This window comes from Halobacillus hunanensis, assembly GCF_900166655.1.
Lineage (GTDB): Bacteria > Bacillota > Bacilli > Bacillales > Halobacillaceae > Halobacillus_A > Halobacillus_A hunanensis.
On sequence record NZ_FVZB01000007.1, the window covers coordinates 626,430 to 650,045 of the forward strand.

General features: G+C 44.6%; 19 protein-coding genes and 1 other annotated feature. Of the genes, 16 read left to right on the top strand and 3 right to left on the bottom strand.

All coding sequences use genetic code 11. The features are described 5' to 3' along the window. From B5354_RS15830 to ileS, 3 genes are all read left to right on the top strand, one after another. The gene (locus tag B5354_RS15830; protein ID WP_079529769.1) at positions 1–777 is read left to right on the top strand and encodes a YlmH family RNA-binding protein; all 777 of its coding nucleotides are present in this window, start codon (positions 1–3) and stop codon (positions 775–777) included. Positions 778–857: 80 nt separating this feature from the next. Then, a complete protein-coding gene (locus tag B5354_RS15835) occupies positions 858–1,367 on the top strand; it encodes a DivIVA domain-containing protein (protein ID WP_079529770.1) in 510 nt (169 codons plus the stop codon). Between the two features lie 86 nt (positions 1,368–1,453). Then, positions 1,454–1,683, top strand: a binding site (T-box leader). A gap of 131 nt (positions 1,684–1,814) precedes the next feature. Further along, positions 1,815–4,565: an isoleucine--tRNA ligase gene (gene ileS, locus B5354_RS15840; RefSeq protein WP_079529771.1), complete on the top strand. Its 2,751-nt coding sequence runs from the start codon at positions 1,815–1,817 to the stop codon at positions 4,563–4,565. Between the two features lie 714 nt (positions 4,566–5,279). Here ileS and B5354_RS15845 read toward each other — a convergent pair. Next, on the bottom strand, positions 5,280–6,056 hold the full coding sequence (locus B5354_RS15845) for a TerC family protein (RefSeq protein WP_079529772.1): 777 nt from the start codon (positions 6,054–6,056) through the stop codon (positions 5,280–5,282). A gap of 394 nt (positions 6,057–6,450) precedes the next feature. Here B5354_RS15845 and lspA point away from each other — a divergent pair, with 394 nt between their 5' ends. The 12 genes from lspA (at position 6,451) to pyrE (ending at position 19,862) form a co-directional block, all read left to right on the top strand. Next, positions 6,451–6,924 (top strand): signal peptidase II, encoded by a 474-nt coding sequence (gene lspA / locus B5354_RS15850; RefSeq protein WP_079529773.1) that lies wholly within the window; start codon positions 6,451–6,453, stop codon positions 6,922–6,924. Beyond that, positions 6,921–7,829 (top strand): RluA family pseudouridine synthase, encoded by a 909-nt coding sequence (locus B5354_RS15855; RefSeq protein WP_079529774.1) that lies wholly within the window; start codon positions 6,921–6,923, stop codon positions 7,827–7,829. Before lspA ends, B5354_RS15855 begins: the two co-directional genes overlap by 4 nt. 159 nt (positions 7,830–7,988) lie before the next feature. After that, complete coding sequence (gene pyrR / locus B5354_RS15860) at positions 7,989–8,531, top strand: bifunctional pyr operon transcriptional regulator/uracil phosphoribosyltransferase PyrR (RefSeq protein ID WP_079529775.1); 543 nt, start codon at positions 7,989–7,991, stop codon at positions 8,529–8,531. Positions 8,532–8,884: 353 nt separating this feature from the next. After that, positions 8,885–10,270, top strand: a complete 1,386-nt coding sequence (locus B5354_RS15865) for a solute carrier family 23 protein (protein WP_079529776.1) — start codon at positions 8,885–8,887, stop codon at positions 10,268–10,270. Positions 10,271–10,414: 144 nt separating this feature from the next. Beyond that, a complete protein-coding gene (locus tag B5354_RS15870) occupies positions 10,415–11,308 on the top strand; it encodes an aspartate carbamoyltransferase catalytic subunit (protein WP_079529777.1) in 894 nt (297 codons plus the stop codon). Beyond that, positions 11,298–12,590 (top strand): dihydroorotase, encoded by a 1,293-nt coding sequence (locus B5354_RS15875; protein ID WP_079529778.1) that lies wholly within the window; start codon positions 11,298–11,300, stop codon positions 12,588–12,590. Before B5354_RS15870 ends, B5354_RS15875 begins: the two co-directional genes overlap by 11 nt. Continuing rightward, positions 12,565–13,665, top strand: coding sequence for a carbamoyl phosphate synthase small subunit (locus B5354_RS15880; protein WP_079529779.1), 1,101 nt, complete (start codon positions 12,565–12,567; stop codon positions 13,663–13,665). Before B5354_RS15875 ends, B5354_RS15880 begins: the two co-directional genes overlap by 26 nt. Next, positions 13,658–16,858, top strand: coding sequence for a carbamoyl-phosphate synthase large subunit (gene carB, locus B5354_RS15885; protein WP_079529780.1), 3,201 nt, complete (start codon positions 13,658–13,660; stop codon positions 16,856–16,858). The genes B5354_RS15880 and carB overlap by 8 nt, the downstream gene beginning before the upstream one ends. Then, complete coding sequence (locus B5354_RS15890) at positions 16,858–17,622, top strand: dihydroorotate dehydrogenase electron transfer subunit (RefSeq protein WP_079529781.1); 765 nt, start codon at positions 16,858–16,860, stop codon at positions 17,620–17,622. The genes carB and B5354_RS15890 overlap by 1 nt, the downstream gene beginning before the upstream one ends. Beyond that, on the top strand, positions 17,619–18,527 hold the full coding sequence (locus B5354_RS15895) for a dihydroorotate dehydrogenase (protein WP_079529782.1): 909 nt from the start codon (positions 17,619–17,621) through the stop codon (positions 18,525–18,527). The genes B5354_RS15890 and B5354_RS15895 overlap by 4 nt, the downstream gene beginning before the upstream one ends. After that, positions 18,524–19,267 carry an orotidine-5'-phosphate decarboxylase gene (pyrF, locus tag B5354_RS15900; protein WP_079529783.1) on the top strand — a complete coding sequence of 248 codons (744 nt, stop codon included), beginning with the start codon at positions 18,524–18,526 and terminating at the stop codon, positions 19,265–19,267. The genes B5354_RS15895 and pyrF overlap by 4 nt, the downstream gene beginning before the upstream one ends. Then, positions 19,233–19,862: an orotate phosphoribosyltransferase gene (pyrE, locus tag B5354_RS15905; protein ID WP_079529784.1), complete on the top strand. Its 630-nt coding sequence runs from the start codon at positions 19,233–19,235 to the stop codon at positions 19,860–19,862. The genes pyrF and pyrE overlap by 35 nt, the downstream gene beginning before the upstream one ends. A 516-nt stretch (positions 19,863–20,378) precedes the next feature. Here the strand turns inward: pyrE and B5354_RS15915 are convergent. Then, positions 20,379–20,972 (bottom strand): TetR/AcrR family transcriptional regulator, encoded by a 594-nt coding sequence (locus tag B5354_RS15915; protein WP_079529786.1) that lies wholly within the window; start codon positions 20,970–20,972, stop codon positions 20,379–20,381. Between the two features lie 82 nt (positions 20,973–21,054). Between B5354_RS15915 and B5354_RS15920 the strand changes: the two genes are divergently transcribed. After that, complete coding sequence (locus tag B5354_RS15920; protein ID WP_079529787.1) at positions 21,055–21,594, top strand: hypothetical protein; 540 nt, start codon at positions 21,055–21,057, stop codon at positions 21,592–21,594. Between the two features lie 199 nt (positions 21,595–21,793). Here B5354_RS15920 and B5354_RS15925 read toward each other — a convergent pair whose 3' ends face one another. After that, the gene (locus B5354_RS15925; RefSeq protein WP_079529788.1) at positions 21,794–23,503 is read right to left on the bottom strand and encodes an Rqc2 family fibronectin-binding protein; all 1,710 of its coding nucleotides are present in this window, start codon (positions 23,501–23,503) and stop codon (positions 21,794–21,796) included. Positions 23,504–23,616: the final 113 nt, after the last annotated feature.

The following is a 23,616-nucleotide window of genomic DNA, read 5'->3' on the forward strand; positions in this document are numbered from 1 at the left end:
ATGGAAATCTATCAGCATTTCAGAGAAGACGAACGTCCATTTATCGATCAAGTGATCTCCTGGGAGAACGATGTGGAGATGCGCTATGAACGAAAAGAAAGTGATTTTCTAAATCCCCGGGAACAGCAGATTGTAAGTGCAGTTATGGGAAATAATCCTGTGCTGCAATGGAGCTTATACGGCGGCTCAGAAGCCAGTGAAAGAAAACGAGTGATTATAGCTCCTGAATATGAAGTCATTAACGAGCAGGACTTCCAGGTTGTGCTGTTGGAAGCGAGTTATCCTGAAAAGTTTATGACACTTGAGCATCGGGATGTCCTTGGAGCATTTATGTCACTAGGCATTCGCAGGGAAAAACTCGGTGATCTCATCGTTCAGGATGGGTGGATTCACATCCTGGCAGCTTCCGAAATTAGTGAATACATATGCATGAATTTTACCGGCGTGAAAAAAGCGAAAGTAAACTTCGAGCCAAAGCCGCTTAGCTCGTTGATGGAAAGCAACGAAGTGTGGCAATCAAAAGACGCTACGTTAAGTTCATTAAGGCTGGATGTCGTTGTAAAAGAAATATACGGCGTATCTCGAAAAAAGGCAGCTATGTTTATTGAGGCGGGGCATGTGAAAGTCAATTTTAAAATAGTAGAAAGCCCATCCTTTTCTATAGAAGCAGGAGATCTCCTTTCTGTGCGGGGGAGTGGAAGAAGCAGAGTAGACCAAATTAATGGCATGACGAAAAAAGAAAAGTATCGTGTGACGATTTCTAAATTAATTGGATGAATTTAGAGGAATTACACGAATGACTGTCGAAAGAAGTAACTAGTGCTATTTGTATCGACACTTATAGGGAGGTGGCCGGTGTGCCTTTAACACCACTTGATATTCACAATAAAGAATTTACACGCGGGTTCAGGGGATATGATGAGGATGAAGTCAATGAATTTCTAGATCAAGTCATCAAAGATTATGAAATCGTCATTCGTAAGAAGAAAGAACTCGAGCGTGAAGTCGAACAGATGAATGAACGTCTGGGTCACTTCAACACGATTGAAACCACGTTGAATAAATCCATTCTTGTTGCGCAGGAAACCGCGGAAGAAGTTAAAAATAGCGCGACGAAAGAATCTAAACTTATCGTACGGGAAGCAGAAAAAAATGCAGACCGGATTATTAATGAGGCTTTAGAGAAGTCAAGAAGAATTTCAGTAGAAGTTGAAGAGATGAAGAAACAAGCTAAAGTGTTTAAGATGAGGCTGCGCATGCTCGTAGAAGCACAAGTGGATATGATTGATAATGATGACTGGGATCATCTCTTTGAAACCGAATTTGATGAAGAAATTGACTTAAAAGAAGAGTTGGCCAACAAATAATACTTGACTTCGTGAACGGGATTACATATAATGCATAAGCATAAAGTGAAACTCCCATGTCTATTTAGCCGGGATAATTGAATATGAAACAAACGATGATAGGGAAAGTACGTCAGGGATGCAAGGACTCCTGAAGCGATTCGGTGATGGTGGAAGACCGAAGCTTGCCTCTGTTGGAAAATCCCCCTTGAGTTACTACGTCGAACCTTGTAGCAGTAGATGTAGTCGAGTCATTCACGATACGAATAAGACAAGTGAATTAGCTGAGTTCCAGCTGATTGATTAGGGTGGTAACGCGAGCCTTCTCGTCCCTTTCTTAGGGATGAGAAGGCTTTTTTATCGTCATTAGAGATCCGTTGTAAGGCAGGATCATTTGCGGGCAAGTGAAGTGGGGTATCTCGTTTCTGGCTTGCGATTTAGTTCTATGAAAACGAAGGAGGAGCATCTATGAATTACAAAGAAACATTATTGATGCCTAAAACAGAATTTCCGATGCGAGGCAATTTACCGAATCGTGAACCGGAAATGCAGAAAATGTGGGAAGATCTAAATATTTATCAGGAAGTCCAAAAACGGACAGAGGGACGTCCGTTGTTCGTGCTGCATGATGGACCTCCTTATGCCAACGGAAGCCTGCACATGGGGCATGCGTTGAATAAGTCATTAAAAGATTTTATTGTACGATATAAATCGATGGCCGGCTACCATGCTCCATATGTCCCAGGCTGGGATACGCACGGGCTGCCGATCGAATCAGCGTTAGCTAAGAAAAAGGTAGATCGCAAAAAAATGTCTGTTGCGGAATTCCGTCAGCGTTGTGCCGAGTATGCTCTAGGTCAGCTCGACAGTCAGCGAAATGAATTTAAACGAATGGGTGTTCGCGGTGATTGGCAAAACCCTTATATTACATTAAATAAAGATTATGAGGCCGAACAAATTAAAGTATTCGGCGACATGGCTAAGAAAGGATATATTTATAAAGGTCTTAAGCCGGTTTTCTGGTCTCCATCTTCTGAATCTGCTTTAGCTGAGGCTGAAATTGAATACCAGGATAAGCGTTCTCCGTCTATTTATGTAGCGTTTGACGTTAAAGATGGTAAAGGATTACTGGAAGGCGATGAGAAGTTTATCATCTGGACGACAACGCCTTGGACGATTCCGTCTAACTTAGGGATCGCTTTAAATCCGGGCTATGATTACGCGGTCGTTCAAGTCGACCAAAATAAATTTGTCATTGCCCGCGATCTGCTAGACACAGTAGCTGAAAAGCTTGAGTGGACAGATTATGAAGTGAAACAGATTTTCAAAGGGAAAGAAGCGGATCGTATAACCGCCAAACATCCATTGTATGATCGTGAATCACTCGTCGTTCTAGGTGACCACGTTACCGTCGACGGTGGTACGGGATGTGTGCACACAGCACCAGGTCACGGGGAAGATGACTTCTGGGTAGGCCAGCAGTATGGCCTTGATGTCCTTTGCCCTGTCGATCATAAAGGTGTCTTCACAGAGGAAGCTCCAGGGTATGAAGGTATGTTCTATGATAAAGCCAACAAACCAATTACGGATGAGCTGAAAGAATCAGGTGCCTTGTTAAGCCTTGAGTTCATTACGCACTCCTATCCGCACGATTGGCGTACGAAGAAGCCGACTATTTTCCGGGCTACGGATCAATGGTTTGCTTCGATTAAAGATTTCCGTGAAGAACTATTAGAGGAAATCAATCAAGTAAAATGGACACCTAAATGGGGAGAAACCCGTTTGTATAATATGGTTCGCGACCGTCAGGACTGGTGTATTTCCCGTCAGCGCACGTGGGGCGTCCCGATCCCTGTCTTCTATGCTGAAAATGGCACACCTATTATTACAGACGAGACGATCGCTCACGTATCTGAGTTGTTCCGTGAACACGGTTCGAATGTCTGGTTTGAACGTGAGGCAAAAGATTTGCTTCCTGAAGGGTTTACGTCAGAACATAGTCCAAATGGCGAGTTTACGAAAGAGACGGATATTATGGACGTATGGTTTGATTCCGGATCTTCCCACCAGGGGGTGCTGCATCAAAGAGAAGGACTGAATCGTCCTGCTGATCTTTACCTCGAAGGATCGGACCAATACAGAGGCTGGTTTAACTCTTCGTTATCGACATCTGTTGCCGTTACAGGAAAGGCACCATTCAAAGGTATCCTGAGTCATGGATTTGCTCTGGATGGAAATGGCCGCAAGATGAGTAAGTCGCTTGGAAATGTCATCGTTCCCGACAAAGTGATGAAACAGCTTGGTGCGGATATTATTCGTCTTTGGGTTGCCTCTGCGGATTATCAAGCAGATGTGAGAATTTCTGATAAAATTTTAAAACAAGTAGCTGAAGTTTACCGTAAAGTTCGCAATACTTTCCGCTTTTTACTCGGTAATCTGCACGACTTTGATCCAAACACAGACATGGTTAGTGACGAGAACCTTCAGGAAGTGGATCAATATATGCTGCATCGTCTCCATACGCTTGTAGATGACGTTCGTAATGCATATGATGACTACGAGTTTTCTGTAGTTTATAACAAGGTACACAATTTCTGTACCATTGATCTAAGTTCATTCTATTTAGACTTTGCTAAAGATATTCTGTATATTGAAGCGAAGAATCATCCTTACCGTCGCAGCATCCAGACGGTTTATTATAAGATTTTAACTTCTCTCGTGAAGCTGATGTCACCGATTATCCCGCATACGGCTGATGAGACTTGGCGCTTCATTCCAGGAGCAGATACAGCTAGTGTCCAGCTGACCGATATGCCAGAAGCCAATGATCCTGTCGATGCATCACTCGTTGAGAAGTGGGATCACTTCATGGAAGTTCGTGATGACGTGCTAAAAGCGCTTGAAGTTGCCCGTAATGAAAAAGTGATCGGAAAATCACTTGAGGCTCGTGTGACCCTGGTACCTAAGGATGACAAAACACGTGAAGTCCTTACGAGTATTGAGCACCTTCATCAGCTTCTGATTGTATCGGATGCAACCTTAGCGACAGAGGCAAAAGATGCCCAATCTTATGAGCATGTGGACGTAGAAGTTGTGAAGCATGATGGGGAAAAATGTGAGCGCTGCTGGGTATCCTCTGATGATATTGGAAAAGATCAGGATCATCCAGAATTGTGTGTACGTTGTGCAACCGTTGTGAAAGAACATTACGAAGTATAAAAAAGTGTGCCGCTCGTTGATGGAGCGGCACCTTTTTTTGTGAGTCAATTTCATAATGGCTTTTGTACAAAAATGAAGACTGATAGATCACTTTCTAATTGTGCTGTTCAACAATCGTCCTGTTTGTTGAACCTGAGAGTAATGTTCCGTATTTATAATATGAGAAGGGGGAGGGGAAACCACTCGCTTTCCACGGCCTCACAGGACGTGGGGGCGTTCGGCGTTGGCACAGGACGTACCAAACTTCCCTATTCGGTTTTAGCCGAACTTCCCTGAGACCGTTTTTTAACCGGGAATCCTCCTCGGTCTCCTCCGGGGTCTAGCCAGCCTTTCCTTTTCTCTTTTATAGAAAGGTGGGAGAGGAAATAACGAGACTCCTGTGGGAGGATTGTACAGGGTGAGATCTCGGAAGGCGGCAGCCTGAGGAAGCTCACCGTACGCCCACGGAAAGCGAGTTATTTCCCCGACCACCTTCTCCTCATCTAGATGAAGGAACGGCTGAATTTAATAAATGTTATTTCAAATTTTCTACTAGCCTATACTTGGGAAGTGCTGGCAGTTTTACTTACCAATCCCTTGCCGTGCAAAGGCTGAGGATTATGCAATTCATTCATGTACTAAGAATTTTATAATATCCTGGCACATGAAAAGCCCTAACCTTAGATGTTACAGGTTAGGGCTTTTCATGGTTCAATGAAGCTGATTATTAAATTATTAAAGGGAGTGCTGTTTTTCTTTCTGTGACTTGCTCTTATCGGAAAGGAACCAGCCGCCGATTGCGATGGTAAGTAGTACGGTCCAGAAAATAATTGTCCAGATTGTGCTGTGAGCGAATGTTTCAGGCAATATGCCGACATTGTGGTGGGACAATGTAATAATAGCTAGTTTCACACCTACCCATGTTACGATCAAATAGGCTGCTGTCTCTAAGCCAGGACGTTTTTCAAGAAGTTGTACAAACCAGTTGGCCGCAAATTTAATAAGTACCAGTCCTGCGATCGTGGCGATGACGATTACCGCATATTTACCGCCATCCATTCCTCCAAACTGGGGAAGTGGTGTAGCTGGTAATGTTACGGCAAGGGCCACGGCTGCCAGGATAGAATCGATCGCAAAAGCCACATCGGCAATCCCGATCTTTGCTACAGTAGGCCAGAACCCGGCTCCAGCTTTTTCTTCCTCACTTTCTTCATCTTCATTTTTCTTAACGAAAAATGTAGCATACACGTGTTTAACACCGAGGTAGATGAGGTAAGCTGCTCCAATCGCCTGAACTTGCCAGACACCTGCCAAAAATGAGATCAGGAAGATGGCAGCGAATCGGAAAATAAAGGCCATGAGAATACCATAGTCGATCGCACGTTTTTTCTCGTTTTCTGGTAAGTGCTTGGCGATTACCGCAAGCACAAGGGCGTTATCAGCAGATAAAATACCCTCCAGACCAATTAACACCAGTAAGGTCCAGCCATATTCCAGCCAGATTGATTCCATGTTGATTTCTCCTTTCAAGACGACAATATAAGATGAATGCATTTCCAAGTTGAACTGGTATAGACCACAAAAAATAAGACCTTTCACCATTCAACATGGTCAAAGGTCTTGCTAACAATACCGTAGTTGCCAGTAATGCCGAGAGTGGTCTTACTCACTCTGTAATGACGACAGTTACTGTTAAAGCTACTCCCCTTTGGAATTCTATGAATAGTTAACCACGTTAGGCACCATAAGTCAATAATTTTCCTCTGAGGTTATTAAACTAATTGCAGACAAAACATGGGCCTCGTGAAAGCCGAGCTAGTCTGAGGGAAGACGTGTGATCCTGGTCCCTCCGCTTCCTTTCATTTTATGATACAATAACAAAGGAAAATAATAATGGAGGCCGATTATGTACATATTCTATTTGATTGCTGCTGCGATTATCGTACTTGATCAACTGACTAAGTGGATCATTGTACGAACTATGGAGATACGTGAATCCATTCCTGTTATCGAGAACTTCTTTTATATCACCTCCCATCGAAATCAAGGGGCGGCCTGGGGAATCCTGCAGGGTCAAATGTGGTTTTTCTACATTGTTACCGTCATCGTAATTGGTGTGATTATTTATTATATGGGTCAATTCGCGAAACAAAGCAGCTTCGTTGGAGTGGCCCTAGCCTTAATTCTAGGCGGTGCAATTGGGAACTTCATTGATCGGTTATTTCGAAAAGAAGTCGTTGATTTTCTTAATTTCTATATTGGAAACTATAATTTTCCGATCTTTAATGTCGCGGATTCATCACTCGTTGTAGGCGTGATCTTTGTGCTCATTGCTACATTTATTGATGAACGACGCCAGAAAAAAGGAGTAAAAGCATGAGTGAAAATTATCAGGCGAAAGATACTGACCAATCCAAAAGAATTGATAAATTGTTAGCGGACATTATCGACGATGCTTCCAGGTCCCAAGTGCAGGGCTGGTTAAAAGAGGATCTCGTATTAGTCAACGAACAACCTGTCAAAAGTAATTACAAAATTCAAGCGGGAGATGTGATTACCTGGACAATCCCTGAACCCAAGCCATTAGAGCTAAAGGCAGAAAACATCGATCTTGAAATTGTGTATGAGGATCGTGATGTAATTGTTGTCAATAAGCCTTCTGGGATGGTCGTTCACCCTTCAGCCGGTCATGAGAGTGGAACGCTCGTGAACGCCTTGCTGTATCATTGTGATGATTTGTCAGGAATCAATGGCGTAGAGCGCCCGGGTATTGTGCATCGGATTGATAAAGATACGAGCGGACTATTGATGGTGGCCAAAAATGATCGTGCTCATGAGTCTCTTGTTACACAACTTAGGGACAAAACAGTGGAACGAAAATATATAGCAATTGTTCATGGGTCGATCTCTCATGAATATGGCACGATCGATGCTCCGATTGGACGTGATACGAAAGACCGTCAGCGTATGGCAGTCGTTGAGGGAGGCCGTGATGCGGTCACACACTTCAAAGTACTTGACCATTTTCCTGAATTTACTCTCGTCGAATGTACATTGGAGACGGGAAGAACCCATCAAATTCGTGTTCATATGCGCTATATTAACCATCCGCTGGCAGGTGATCCAAAATACGGTCCGCGAAAAACGCTTGATTTGAACGGACAAGCCCTTCATGCGAAAACCTTGGGCTTTGATCACCCCACTTCAGGCGAGCGGTTGACGTTTGAAATTGATCCACCTGAGGAATTCACGAAAACCATCCAACATCTAAGAAATAGAAGTTGACAAAACTCTGCAAGTTTGCCATAATTCCTATTAGATTAAATAGTCCTTTAATGATAGTCCCGTGAGGCTAGAAAGGTTCGGTTCACACTTTATGTGTGTATAAGCCCTTTTTCTGCCTTCATGTGGAAAAAGGGCTTTTGTTATGAGAGGGGTGAGCAGATGGAGAGAAAGGCAACAGTCCTTGATGATGCAGCAATTCGGCGGGCTCTTACGAGAATTTCTCATGAGATCATTGAGAAAAACAAAGGCGTGGAAGATGTTGTCCTTGTTGGGATCAAAACACGCGGCGTTCCGATAGCTGAGCGGCTGCGTTCAAAAATAGAGAGCATTGAAGGAGAATCGCTTCCTGGAGGCGAACTAGATATTACTCTCTATCGTGATGATCTTTCGAAAAAAGGAAATCAAGCTGACCCGGATGTTAAAGAAACAAACATTACCGAAGATATAACGAACAAAAAAGTAATTTTAGTAGATGATGTGCTTTATACGGGCCGCACGGTGCGTGCCGCAATGGACGCCCTAATGGATCATGGAAGGCCATCACAAATTCAGTTAGCAGTTCTGGTTGATCGCGGCCACCGTGAACTTCCGATTCGTGCGGATTATGTTGGGAAGAATGTTCCTACTTCACTTAATGAAGTAGTAACCGTCTCACTGTCAGAAACCGACGCAGCTGATGAAGTATATATTTCAGAAAAGTAAATAGATGTTACACCTTTAATGGAAGTCCCGTGAGGCTTAAAAGGTCGTAAATGAAAAGCGCGTCCACCAATGCGCCCACCTCTTTGCGTACCTTTATGCAAAGAGGTTTTTTTATGACAAAGGCGGAAGCGCCCTGGTAGACACGACCAGCATAAGCAGTGCGCCACAGTGGGGTGAACTTTCCCCACGGAGGTGAACTGCTTATGTCTCGAGTGTCTGGGTGCTGCAGCTAGCCGGTAGAAAAGCGTAGAGGGGCGTTTAGACCTGACACGCATAAGCTGGGCGCGGCAGCAAGACAGATGAAAAAGAACCGTATCCTACGGTGCAACAGCACAGAAAAGGGAGGAAATGGCATGAACTCAACAGAAGGAACAATCGGAATTCGAGAAATACCGAAAGCACATAAATGGATTATATTAAGCATTCAGCATTTATTCGCCATGTTTGGCGCGACCATACTTGTACCATTTCTAACAGGATTATCACCAGCAGTCGCACTCGTTTCAAGCGGCTTTGGAACACTGGCTTATCTGCTCATAACAAGAGGAAGGATTCCAGCATACCTGGGCTCAAGTTTTGCTTTCATTTATCCCATTGTAGAAGTATCAAAGACAAGCGGTATAGCCGGAGCCATGATTGGCAGCTTTTTAGCGGGGCTTGTGTACGGAGTAGTGGCCTTGCTCATCTCTATATTCGGGCTAAATTGGCTGATTAAATTACTGCCCCCGGTTGTAGTAGGACCAGTCATCATTGTCATTGGTCTAGGGCTCTCTTCCACGGCAATTGATATGGCCATGTATTTGCCGGGTGAAGGACAGGTGTATAGTGCTACACACTTTACCGTAGCGCTCGTCACGTTAGGGATTACGATCTTGGCAACAGTTTTTCTTAGAGGATTTCTAAGCCTGCTGCCGATTTTATTCGGAATCATCGGCGGCTATCTGTTTGCATGGACACAAGGAATTGTCGACACCACTCAGATTCAGGCAGAATGGCAGAACATAGTATCGGCAGGCTCAATAGGAGGCATTTTTCAAGCACTTTTCCAGATGCCGGAATTTCTCATCCCATTCAAGGATTTCTCACCGACAGAAGTATTCAGCTGGCATATCGTACTAGTCATGGTGCCTTTTGCTCTCGTAACAATTACGGAACATATTGGCGATCAAATGGTATTATCCAAGGTTGTCGGTAAGAACTTTTTAAAGGATCCAGGACTAAACCGTTCTATTCTTGGAGATGGTGTCGCGACGATGATGGCTTCATGGCTTGGGGGTCCGCCGAATACAACCTATGGTGAAAATATTGGGGTCCTGGCGATAACGAAAGTTTACAGCGTGTTTGTCATCGGAGGAGCAGCTCTTGTGGCTATCCTATTCGGGTTTATGGGGATGAGCACAGCCGTAATTGGATCGATTCCTTCAGCTGTAATGGGCGGAGTTTCGATTCTACTATTCGGAACGATCGCTTCAAGTGGATTACGGATGTTGATCGACAACCAAGTAGATTTTGGGGAAAAACGTAATTTAATTATCGCATCCGTTATTCTTGTACTAGGAGTAGGGGGCGCATTTATTCAAGTGACAGATGAAGTCCAGATTGCCGGCATGGCGCTAGCAGCGATTGTGGGAGTAATACTAAACCTCATTCTTCCTGGAAAAGAAAAGAGTCAGGGGAATGGCCGTATGTTTGAAGAACCTGAAGTGGAACAAGAACAGAAAAATGATGGAGCAGCGTAATCTAAACCTATACACGTTTTAACAGAGTCCTGTGAGACTTTGAAGGGTGTACTTTGGGCTTAGCTTGTTCGCCTATGGCGACGAAAGCACCCCCGGTATATCCGGAGGGTGCTTTTGTTGTTTTGACTTTAAGGGGGGAGAATTGTGCAGCATTTATTATCGATGAATGACCTTACCAAGCAAGAGATTATGAATTTGATTGACACTGCTCAAACTATTGAATCTGGTGAACACTTTCTGCCAATGGAGCGAGAGTTTGCAATCAACATTTTTCTCGAGCCTAGTACACGTACGAAAAACAGCTTTTATATTGCCGAAAAACGGTTAGGAATGGAAATCCTCGATATGAATGGGATCGACTCCAGCGTGACGAAAGGGGAAACGCTTGAAGACACACTGAAAACTTTACAGGCCATTGGGGTGAGACTGGCGGTTGTTCGTCAGCCCGAAGCCGGTGTGTTGCAGCAGGCTGCTCAGGGGCTGGAAAGTCTGTCTCTCATTAATGCCGGAGACGGCACAGGGGAACATCCAACCCAATCACTACTAGACCTTTATACGATCTCAAAAGAGTTCCCTAACTTTGAAGGGCTTCGAGTAGCGATTGCAGGTGATATTAAACATAGCCGGGTGGCCCGTTCTAACGCGTGCGCCTTAGAGAAACTAGGTGCACATGTAAACTTTGTAGCCCCGAAAGCCTGGAGGGATGAGTCGATTTCGATGAATTATATCAGTATGGATGAAGCTTGCGAGCAAGTTGATGTGTTGATGCTGCTGCGTATTCAGCATGAACGGCATATCACTCACAACAACCAGGGAGATTACTTGCAAGAGTTTGGATTGACGATAGACCGCGAACGACGCATGAAGGATGGGGCTGTCATTCTTCATCCTGCTCCTGTAAATCGGGGAGTGGAAATCGATTCTTCATTAGTAGAATCTGAAAAGTCGCGAATCTTTCAACAAATGTCCAATGGGGTTTTGATGAGAATGGCTATTATTCAGACGTTATTAAAGGGGGAACTGCAATATGAGTATTAAAATTGTGAACAGCAAGCGAATCATAAATGGTCAGTTCGTAAAATGCGAGGTACTCGTAGAGAGCAATCAGATCGTTGAACTAGGGGAGAAAGTAAACGGAGAAGCAGACAAAGTCATCGATGCCAAAGGCCGTTTGCTCTCAGCCGGCTTTGTGGATGTGCATATCCATCTTAGAGAACCAGGCGGGGAAGCCAAGGAGACGATCGCTACAGGTACACAAGCTGCAGCAAGAGGTGGATTTACAACGGTTTGTGCGATGCCGAATACGCGTCCTGTGCCCGACTCCGAAGAAACGATGGCCAACCTTTTTGAAAAAATTAACCAGGATGCCGTGGTGCGTGTATTACCTTATGCGGCCATCACTACCCGTCAGCTTGGCAAGGAGCTCGTAAATATGAAACAGCTCAGCGAAATGGGCGCCTTCGCTTTTACCGATGACGGTGTCGGTGTGCAATCGGCTGGCAAAATGTACGAGGCTATGAAGGCGTCAGCGCGAGTAAATAAAGCAGTTGTCGCTCACTGTGAGGATAACTCGCTTGTGTATGGCGGGGTAGCCCATGATGGTGAAGTTAGCGAACGACTAGACATTCCCGGTATCCCAAACATCGCTGAATCTGTTCATATTGCTCGCGATGTGCTGTTAGCTGAAGCGGCAGGGTGCCACTATCATGTCTGCCACGTCTCGACAAAAGAATCAGTTCGTGTGATCCGAGATGCCAAGAAAGCGGGAATCCGTGTAACAGCTGAAGTAACGCCACATCATCTGCTGCTGAACGAAGACGATATTAAACAAGATGATGCGTTATTTAAAATGAATCCACCGCTGCGCTCTAAAGAAGATCAGGCAGCGCTGCTAGATGGGCTGTTGGACGGAACGATCGATTGTATTGCAACAGATCATGCACCACATACAGAAGAAGAGAAACAAGCAGGGTTCCTTCAGTCTCCATTTGGAATTACGGGGCTAGAAACAGCATTTCCGCTGCTCTACACCCAACTCGTTGAAAAAGAAATCATCAGCCTTGAGCAGTTAATAAACTGGCTGACAATTCGTCCGAGCGAAATTTTCCAGCTCCCATATGGAAAACTTGAAGTAGGCGCAACGGCAGATCTTACACTTATTGACCTGGAGGAAACGAAAGCAATCGACCGTCACAAGCTCGTATCAAAAGGGAAAAACAGTCCTTTCCACGAGGTTCCCGTGAAAGGCTGGCCAGTAGCAACGATTGTAAATGGAAAACTAGTTTTTGAGGAGGATGTATATGAAGCAGCTCGTTCTTGAAGATGGGACAGTATTTGAAGGAAAAGGCTTTGGCAGTGATCGTGAAAGCTTTGGTGAGATCGTATTTAATACCGGCATGACTGGGTATCAGGAAGTCATTTCTGACCCATCCTACTGTGGGCAGATGGTGACGTTTACCTATCCGCTAATTGGAAATTATGGCATTAACCGAGACGACTTTGAAACCGTCGACCCTGCCATTTTAGGAGTCGTGGTGAAAGAACATTGCGAGCATCCATCGAATTTCAGAAATGAGGAGACGCTGGATGAATTTCTGAAAGCCAAGCGGATTCCCGGAATTAGTGGAGTGGATACGAGAAAGCTTACTAAAATTATTCGTAAGCATGGGACGATGAAAGCAATGATTACGTCGAGTGAACGCCCTGTTGAACAGATCGTTGATTTTATGAAAAATACTCCGCTTGCAACCGATCAAGTGAAGCAAGTGTCAACCGTTAAGCCATACGTAGTACCAGGACGCGGTTACCGTATCGTACTGATTGATTACGGGATGAAGCATGGCATTTTGCGTGAATTTACGAAGCGCAGCTGTCACGTGACTGTCGTACCTTACAATACATCCGCTGAAGAAATTGAAAGGCTGAGACCAGATGGCATTATGCTTTCGAACGGTCCCGGGGATCCAAAAGATGTCCCTGAAGCGATTCAAACAGTCCGCAAGCTGATGGGACACGTTCCGATCTTTGGCATCTGCCTTGGACACCAGCTGATTGCCTTGGCTTCCGGTGGAGACACTGTGAAAATGAAATTCGGTCATCGCGGTGGAAATCAGCCTGTGAAAGATTTACGTACGAACTGGACCGCGATGACTTCTCAAAATCATGGTTACGCCGTTGCTCGTGACTCGCTAGAATCTACAAGTCTATCTTTAACACAAGTCTCCCTGAATGATGGGACTGTGGAAGGGCTCGAGCATCAGACGATGAACGTCTTTTCTGTGCAGTACCATCCTGAGAGTTCTCCAGGACCAGAAGACACATCAAGTTTATTTGACGAATTTCTAACGAGAATTACCGAATCCCATAAAGCAGCGAAGGAGGCTCTTCATGTCTAAACGAACAGATATTAAACGTATTTTAGTGATCGGCTCTGGTCCAATTATCATTGGTCAGGCGGCTGAGTTCGACTATTCCGGAACACAGGCGTGTCAAGCTCTGAAAGAAGAAGGATATGAAGTCATTTTAGCAAACTCCAATCCCGCCACGATCATGACGGATCACACGTTTGCCGACAAGGTGTACATGGAGCCGCTGACCCTTGAATTTTTAACAAAAATTGTACGAAAAGAATCTCCAGACGCGATTCTGCCTACTCTTGGCGGTCAAACGGGACTGAACTTGGCCGTAGCCCTAAGTGAATCTGGCATCCTTGAGCAGCTTCAAGTCGAGTTGCTGGGTACCCCGCTGGATGCGATTCAACGGGCCGAAGATCGGGAGAAGTTCCGCGCGCTCATGCATAAAATGGAGCAGCCTGTACCAGAAAGTGAGATCGTAAGTTCTGTCGATCAGGCCGTGGATTTTGCCAATAAAATCGGCTTTCCGGTTATTGTACGCCCCGCCTATACCATGGGAGGAGCCGGCGGCGGAATGTGCGATAACGAAGAACAGCTTCGGGAAATCGCCCGCAGTGGACTGGCACAATCTCCTGTTCATCAGTGTTTAATCGAGCGTAATATCGCCGGCTTTAAGGAAATCGAGTATGAAGTGATGCGCGATGCGAACGATCAGGCGATTGTTGTCTGTAACATGGAAAACTTTGATCCAGTCGGTATCCATACGGGAGATTCAATCGTCGTGGCGCCTTCACAAACGTTGAGTGATCGTGAATATCAAATGTTGCGGAATGCCTCACTTGATATTATTCGAGCTCTGGAAATTGAAGGCGGCTGTAACGTTCAGTTAGCTCTTGATCCGGATAGCTTTCAGTACTATGTGATCGAAGTGAACCCGCGTGTCAGCCGGTCATCTGCCCTGGCATCAAAAGCTACTGGTTATCCGATTGCTAAAATGGCTGCTAAAATCGCCGTGGGGATGACACTTGATGAAATTGAAAATCCAATTACTGAAACAACTTACGCTTGCTTTGAACCAGCGCTGGATTATGTAGTAACGAAAATTCCACGCTGGCCCTTTGATAAATTTGCCAAAGGAAATCGTAAATTAGGGACTCAGATGAAAGCAACCGGTGAAGTGATGTCGATTGGCCGTACGATTGAAGAATCTTTATTAAAAGGAATTCGCTCACTGGAAGGCGAAACGGATGATTTGTTTGTTGCTTCTGTCGCAGAACTTACGAACGAGGAAATGTTCAAACGATTACACTTAGCGGATGATGAGCGGATTTTCATTTTAGCTGAAGCGTTAAGACGTAACATTACGCTTACTGAGATTCATGAGACGACGGGCATCGATTACTTTTTCCTCCATAAATTACAGCATATCATTCAGCTGGAGCAACAAGTGAAAGAAGCACGCTGGGATGCTGCTCTGATTCGTGAAGTGAAAGAAACAGGCTTTGCCGATCGACAAATTGCCCGACTGCTTGAGACGACCATTGATGAAGTGATGAGTTTTAGAAAACAACACAGCATCTCACCGGTTTATAAAATGGTTGACACGTGTGCAGGTGAATTTGTTTCGGAAACGCCGTATTTTTACAGCAGTTATGAAGACGAAAATGAATCAGTTGTCACGGATACTAAAAAAGTGCTTGTTATTGGGTCTGGTCCGATTCGAATCGGCCAGGGAGTTGAATTCGACTATGCGACCGTCCACTCGGTTCTAGCGCTAAAAGAGATGGGCTATGAAGCGATTATTATGAACAATAACCCGGAAACCGTATCGACGGACTTTAGCGTTTCCGACAAGCTTTACTTTGAGCCGTTAACGTTGGAAGACGTCATGCATGTCATTGACCTGGAGCAACCAGAAGGCGTCATCGTTCAGTTTGGCGGACAGACAGCGATCAACCTTGTAGAAGGGCTGAGTCGTCACGGGGTCAATATTCTCGGCACGACGATGGATGCGATTAACCAAACCGAAGATCGTGACCTTTTTGAACAGTTGTTAACGAACCTTGACATCGCCAAGCCTGGCGGAGAAAGTGTGACAAGTGAGGAAGAGGCGGTGCAAGCGGCGCAGCGAATTGGTTACCCTGTTGTCGTGAGACCTTCTTATGTACTTGGCGGACGCGCGATGGAAATTGTCTACTCTGAAGAAGAGTTACTGATTTACATGGAAGAAAATGTTCGCGTCCATAACGGTCATCCGATCTTGATCGATAAGTATTTAACAGGAATGGAGATCGAAGTTGATGCGATTACCGACGGTCAGGATGTTGTTATCCCGGGTATTATGGAGCACATTGAACGTGCAGGTGTCCACTCAGGCGATTCGATGGCCGTCTATCCGCCACAGCGCTTATCAGAGCGGCTCGAACAGCAATGTATTGATGCTACCGTCAAAATTGCCCGCGAATTAAACATGAAAGGGCTTATCAATATTCAATTTGTTATCCTGGATGGAACAGCTTATGTGCTTGAGGTGAATCCGCGAGCCAGCCGTACTGTACCTTTTCTTAGTAAAATTACCGGGATCACGATGGCACAGGTAGCCACGAAAGCCATTATGGGGGAATCATTAGCGTCATTAGGCTACACATCAGGGATTGCTCAAAAGCCTGAGGGAGTGTATGTCAAAGTACCGGTGTTCTCATTTGAAAAACTTCGCAGCGTCGATACAACGCTTGGACCCGAGATGAAATCTACAGGTGAAGTAATCGGCTATGATCAAAGCCTTGAGAAAGCTCTTTATAAAGGCATGACAGCGGCCGGATTAAAAATACCAACAGAAGGTGCCGTGTTATTAACGGTAGCCGATAAAGACAAGCAGGAGATGCTGGAGATTGCGAGGACGTTCCATCAGCTTGGCTTCCACTTATATGCGACAGAGGGGACAGCAAGAGCGATCGAAGACGCCTCTCTGCCAGTGGAAGCGGTTGGCAAACTCGGATCAAGCCAGCGTGACGTTGTCGATTTAATTCGCAGCGGCGATGTTCAGTTTGTTGTCAACACATTAAATAAAGGTCGTCGATCCCGCTCAGATGGTTTCCAAATTAGACGAGAAGCTGTGGAGCATGGGATTGCTTCCTTGACGAGTCTTGATACAGCCAAAACGATTGTTGAAGTCATCGATGCCATGACCTTCACAGCCCGGACAATTGCGAAGAAAGAGGCGGTGTTCGTCTAATGCAAAGAGAGTGGATGACGATTGTGACCCATCGATCCATTGCGTCCCAAACCTATCTTTTAGAACTGCAAGGGAGTCTTCCTCAATTCGTGGAGACTCCTGGGCAGTTTGTTCATATTCAGGTTAGTGATGAGTATTTTCTGCGACGCCCTGTTTCGATAGCGGATGTTGATGAGGAAAGAGGAACATTCACACTGCTTTACAAAGTGATGGGCAAAGGTACAGCAGCTTTAACACAGAAGCAAGTAGGAGAGAAGCTGGATGTACTCGGGCCAAGTGGAACAGGTTTTCCGATTGAGGAACTTACCACAGAGAAAGCACTGCTCATAGGCGGAGGGATCGGTGTACCGCCACTGTATTACTTAGCGAAGAACTTAAGAGAAAGAGGAATTGAAGTTACAAGTGTTCTCGGTTTTCGCTCAAGTGAAGATGCCTTTTATATCGACAAATTCCAAAAGCTCGGTGAAGTACACGTAGCGACCAATGATGGGAGTCTCGGAACGCGCGGGTTTGTCACAGACGTTATTCCTCAAGTAGTTTCTTATGATACGTATTTCTCCTGCGGCCCTACGGTGATGCTCAAAGGGGTTAAAGAGCAGCTGAAAGATGTTCCTGGCTATATCTCGATTGAAGAGCGCATGGGCTGCGGTGTCGGCGCCTGTTTTGCCTGCGTGGTTGAATGTGCCGAAGATGGGGATGCGAAAGGTTATCGTAAGATCTGCTCGGATGGGCCCGTGTTCCGGCCAGAGGAGGTTATTCTATGATCGATACAACAGTTGATTTACCAGGATTACAATTGAAAAATCCTGTAATGCCTGCATCGGGATGCTTTGGTTTTGGACGAGAATTTGCACAGTTTTATGATTTATCACACTTAGGTGCGATCATTATTAAAGCCGCAACGGCCACGAAACGCTTTGGCAACCCGACACCAAGAGTGGCGGAAACAGCCAGTGGAATGCTGAACGCGATTGGTCTCCAAAATCCAGGGGTGGATACGATTATTAAGGAAGAACTGCCGTTTCTTGAAACCTATCAAACCCCGATCATTGCAAATGTCGCAGGCAGTGCCATGGAAGATTACGAAGAAGTTGCAGCGAAGCTTGGGGATAGTATGGTCTCCGCGCTTGAACTGAACATCTCTTGTCCGAATGTTAAGGAAGGAGGCGTCCAGTTTGGTGTCGACCCCGAGCTTGCTTATTCCGTGACAAAGCGGGTAAAACAAGCCAGTGACAAGCCACTGTATGTGAAGCTTTCTCCTAATGTCACCGATGTTGTCACGATGGCAAAAGCTGTCGAAGATGCCGGAGCAGATGGGTTATCCATGATCAACACGTTGACAGGGATGCGGATTGACCCCGCCGCTAGAAAACCGATCATTGCCAATCAAACAGGCGGTTTGTCAGGACCCGCGATTAAACCTGTTGCGATCCGGATGATTCATCAAGTCCGTCAAGCCGTGAACCTGCCTATCATTGGAATGGGTGGCATTGAAACAACTGATGACATTATCGAATATTTGCTGGCAGGAGCCAGTGCAGTAGCAGTCGGAAGTGCAAACTTTAAAAATCCTTATATATGCAAGGAGTTAATTGACCAGCTGCCTGATGCTCTAGCGGCCTACGGTTTTGACTCCGTTAAAGATGTAATAGGAGGCGTTCACTTATGAAAACTAGTCACCTTCAACCGCTTTATCTTGCTCTAGATTTGGAAAATAAGAGCCAGGTCCTGCACTTCCTCGAGCAACACCAGCTTCAAGGAATTCCTGTTAAAGTGGGTATGGAATTGTTTTACAGAGAAGGACCGATCATGATTGAAGAATTAGCGAAGCAAGGTCACCCAATCTTCCTGGATTTAAAACTCCACGATATTCCGACAACCGTGAAGCGGGCGATGAGTAATGTAGCGAAACTTGATGTGGATGTGGTCAATGTTCATGCTCAAGGGGGAAAACACATGATCGAAGCTGCCCGGGAAGGTCTTGAACAATCCAGTCATAATCAGCGGCCATTTCTGCTGGCGGTTACACAGTTGACTTCAACCGATGAATCGATGCTTCATCATGAACTGCTTGTGAAAGAAAAAATGACAGATGTTGTAGGTCATTACGCTGGGCTCGCCGAACAATCCGGAGCGGATGGCGTCGTATGTTCTGTTCATGAGGTAGAAGCGATTAAACAAACGTGCGGGAACTCGTTCCTGACTTTAACCCCGGGAATTCGCCATTCCTCTGGTGAGAACCACGACCAGAAGCGATCAGCCACACCGTTTAAGGCAGGCGATATCGGCAGTGATTCAATTGTGGTCGGACGGAGCATTACCCAAGCAAATGATCCGTTAGCCGCCTATCAAACGTTCAAGGAGGAATTTGAAAATGGAAGACAAGCCGCTCGTTCAACATCTACTTGATATTGGAGCTGTACAACTAAGTCCCGAAGACTTTTTTACATGGACATCGGGACTGCGCTCACCGATTTACTGTGATAATCGATTGACCATGTCCTACCCTGCTATCCGTCGGAGAATTGCAGAAGAGTTCGCTGTGTTCATACAAAATATGGATGAAGAAATCGACATCATTGCCGGATGTGCTACAGCAGGCATCCCTCATGCTGCATGGGTGGCGGATCAACTGGACTTGCCGATGGTTTATGTTCGATCTTCCGCCAAAAAGCACGGAAAAGGCAACCAGATCGAAGGAGCTTATCAAGCAGGACAAAAGGCTATCGTCATTGAGGATCTTATTTCAACAGGGAAATCATCCATTGAGGCAGCAGAAGCACTGCAGCAAGAAGGTGTAGAAGTCGTTCATGTAGTATCCATTTTTAGTTATAATCTTACCGAGGCTGAAGAAGCATTTGCTGGCAAGCGTCTATCTGTTCATTCCTTAACCGATTATAATCATCTTCTGCACACTATGGAAAAAGAAGCATTATTAAGCGAAGAACAGCATAGTAAGTTACTACAATGGCGAGAAAACCCTTCAGCCTTCATGCACTCTTGAACGAGCGTTAGTTGCGATTCTCAGGCAAGGCTAGTACGATAGAAACATCGGAAAGCTTTGGTGATGACAATGAATTCTACTAAACATTCTATCTTTCTCTTAGTAAATGCCTCACTCGGACTTATAACATGCATGATTTATTTATACACATGGCTTGCTTTCGCCTTCATGGGATCGATGTGGTCCTTCGAGCCGATGCTGAGTCTGGTTCTTTGTTTGAGTGTTTTCTTGCTTTGGAATAAATGGATGCTAAGAAAAGAAAACAAGCGGTATTGGGCTCAAGGCGTCTTCTCTTATTTTGGCACCATTTTGATCTTTATTTATTTTCTAAGTTGACGGTTCGTTGTAAAAAGTTAACATGAATCCTTACGATCGTACTGAAGGTCATAATCTTCGCTCAGCTGCCAGATCCTGATCAAGCAGTTAGTATAAATAGCCCTGTTTCACAGCTTCATATCTGCGAAACAGGGCTATTTAACTTTGGGTAGAGAAGGTCATCCTCTTGCCTTGCCACAATCAGATCTTACAAATGGACTGAAGGTGATATTGCAGTGTACGGATCATTTTGTCGTACGGAAAAGCTGATGGATGCAGCATGTGATGAAGGGCTAATCCATCGACAAGGGTATGCAATCGATCAACTTCTGTCTCCAAGTCAAGATTATCATTTGCGAACCGGTTTGAAGGTAGAGAATAAATGACAGTGGCCAATCCTTCGTGCATTTCGTTGTACACCTTTTCGCTTAAGGAGCTGAGCTTTGGATCGACAAGTGTTTTAGCTGAAAAAACGAACCATACCTCCATTTCAATTCGTCTTTCTTCATCGACCGGCAGAAATTCACAAATAAATGTCGTCAGCATATCTTTTGACGAACCTTCATAGTTTTTTGCTTCGATACGCTGTTTAACTCGTTCAGAAACAAGCTCCATCGAAAATAAGAATAGTTCGGATTGAGAGGCAAAATAGTGTCGCAACGACCCAACCGACAATCCAGCGGATGCTGCAATTTTCCGTACGGTGGCATGTTCAAGTCCTTCCTCAACGATGACCCTCCACGTGGCCTCAGCAATTTGAATTTTACGTTTCTTGTGGTCAATAAATTTTGGCATGTCTTTATTTTAACACACTTGTATTAAATAAATAACTTTGCTATATTTAATAATACAATTGTACTAAAAAAGGGGTGCTGTTTTGATAGGCTGGTTAATAATTGCCTGTGAAGTTGGATTTTGGGTGTTTGTTTTAGCTGGGCTGGCTGCAAGATATGTGCTGAGAAAAGAGAGGCTTGGAGCTTTCTTACTGATCTGTACGCCCATCGTCGATCTCATCTTGCTGATCGTAACTGTCATGGATTTGAAAAATGGGGCCGTGGCCTCCACGGTACATGGTATTGCCGCCATTTATATTGGAGTAAGTGTGGCGTACGGACATCAAATGATTCAGTGGGCAGATAGTCAGTTTAAGTATCGTTTTATTAAAAAAGAGAAGCCGCCGAAGAAGAAAAAGTATGGAATGGAATATGCTAGGGATGAACGCATAGGCTGGTATCGCCATTTGCTGGCATGGTCTATAGGAGGTGCGATTTTAGGAGCAGTTATTCTTTACATCCATGACAGTCAGCAGACCGAAGCTCTGTTTCAAACTTTACGGATTTGGACGCTTATACTGGTAATTGATTTTGTGATTAGTTTCAGTTATACAGTATTTCCGAGAAAAGCAAAAGGGAGCTGAGCTTTAAATCACAGCTAACCCATGACATTTAGAAGAGGCTGGGACATAAGTAAAAACAATGATGTCAAAGAACGAACGATTAAAAATGAATAGTAAAAGCGAAGTGTTTTGACGAAGCGATGTCAGAAACCTTTTTTGGCAACAAATAATCCGAACTGAATTGTTCGGATTATTTTATTCTTCATTCAGTTTTTGGCTATTACTCTTTTTTCATTTCGCGGATAAGATTAATATCAGGAGTCACATATAACGTTTGCTGATGATCATACGTAACAAAGCCCGGTTTGGCCCCGGAAGGCTTTTTGACATATTTAATCAATGTGTAATCCACCGGCACTGAAGAAGATTGACTGAACTTACTGTAATAAGCTGCAAGCTGAGCCGCTTCAAATAAAACGTCTTCTGTCGGTGCTTCATCCTGAATGACCACATGAGAACCAGGAATATCTTTCGCATGCAGCCACGTATCATGTTTGTTGGCCAGGCGATTGGTGAGGTATTCATTTTGTTTATTGTTGCGCCCAACATAAAGGGAAGTGCCGTTACTAGCCGTATAGTGTTCAGGCTTTGGCTTCGAAGGCTTGTTCGACTTCTTCTTGGAAGAACCTCTTTTTTTCATATAACCCTGTTCTCTAAGTTCTTCTCTAATTTCTTCAATATCTACTTCCCTCGCAGATTCAACTTGCTGGATGAGCCGGTCAAAATAGTCAATTTCTTCTTCAGCTTTTCCAATTTCCTTCTGAACTACCTGTTTAGATTTCTTTAGTTTCTGGTAAGTTTGAAAGTAACTTTGAGCATTTTCACTCGGTGATTTATTAGGGTTGAGTTCAATGGTACGCTCGCCTTGATCAGGATCATAATAATCAACAACGTTTGCGGTTTCGTCTCCTTGCTTCACTAAATGCATGTGGGCCGTCAGCAGCTCACCAAGACGCTGGTAATCTTCAGCCGCTTCCGATTTCTTCAGAGTCGTTTCGTGTTTTTTTATTTTACGTTTATTTTTATCGCGTTCATTTTTCAAAAATTTATAGAGGTCGCCAGCTTGTTGTTTAACCCGGTCGCGCTCTGCTTTTCCTGAATAGTAGCGATCGAGCATTTCGCTGACTGTAGGAAAGGAAGTCTCTTCCTGGTTAAGAAATGTAAGCGGCAGGACGTAAAATTGTTCGCGATCCCCTGAGTAAATAGTTGGCTGATAATTGTTTCTTATGATTTGCTCACGGATAGCAGAATAGGCGTTTTCATAAGCTTCTGTTCCGCCTAAATGAGCACGATGTACAATCTCTTTCGTAATCACCGGTGAAAAGCCCATCACTGTGTTAAGAATTTGTTTATCGATTTTTCCTGAGTTGAAATCCAGTTTCTTTATGAGCTGGTCAGCTTCAAGCTCCAGCGGATTAGTTTTCCCTTGTCCGGGCGGAAGCTTATATGGCTGCCCTGGCATAACCGTACGGTAGCTGTTTTGGGAAGGGGGCAAGTGTTTAATACTGTCTAAAATATGCCCTTGTTCTGTATCTACAAGTAAGATGTTCGAATGTTTCCCCATAACTTCAATAATCAACGTTTTCATTGTCTCGTCGCCAATTTCGTTCCGGGATCGGATATGGAACTTGACGATCCGTTCCATACTCACTTGCTCAACTTTTTCAAGAAATCCTCCGACAAGATGTTTTCTGAGCAGCATACATAGCATTGGTGGTTCTTTCGGGTTGTGATACTGATCTTTCGTCAAGTGAAATCGTGCATAGCTAGGGTGTGATGATAATAATAACGTATGGTTCGTTCGATTCTTTCTAATGGTAAAAACTAATTCCGTGTCTGTTGGCTGATAAATTTTAACGATTCTTCCGGTCTTCACTTCTTCATTCATTTCGTGAGTGATTGCCCGGGTTACAGTGCCGTCAAATGACATAGTGCATCACCTCTCTATTTGTGCAAGTATAGCATGTTTTGCTCATAAATCCCTAAAAACTCTGCCTGAAGAACAGGAAAGAATTCATGCTATTTTACCTGGCCATTGTTAAA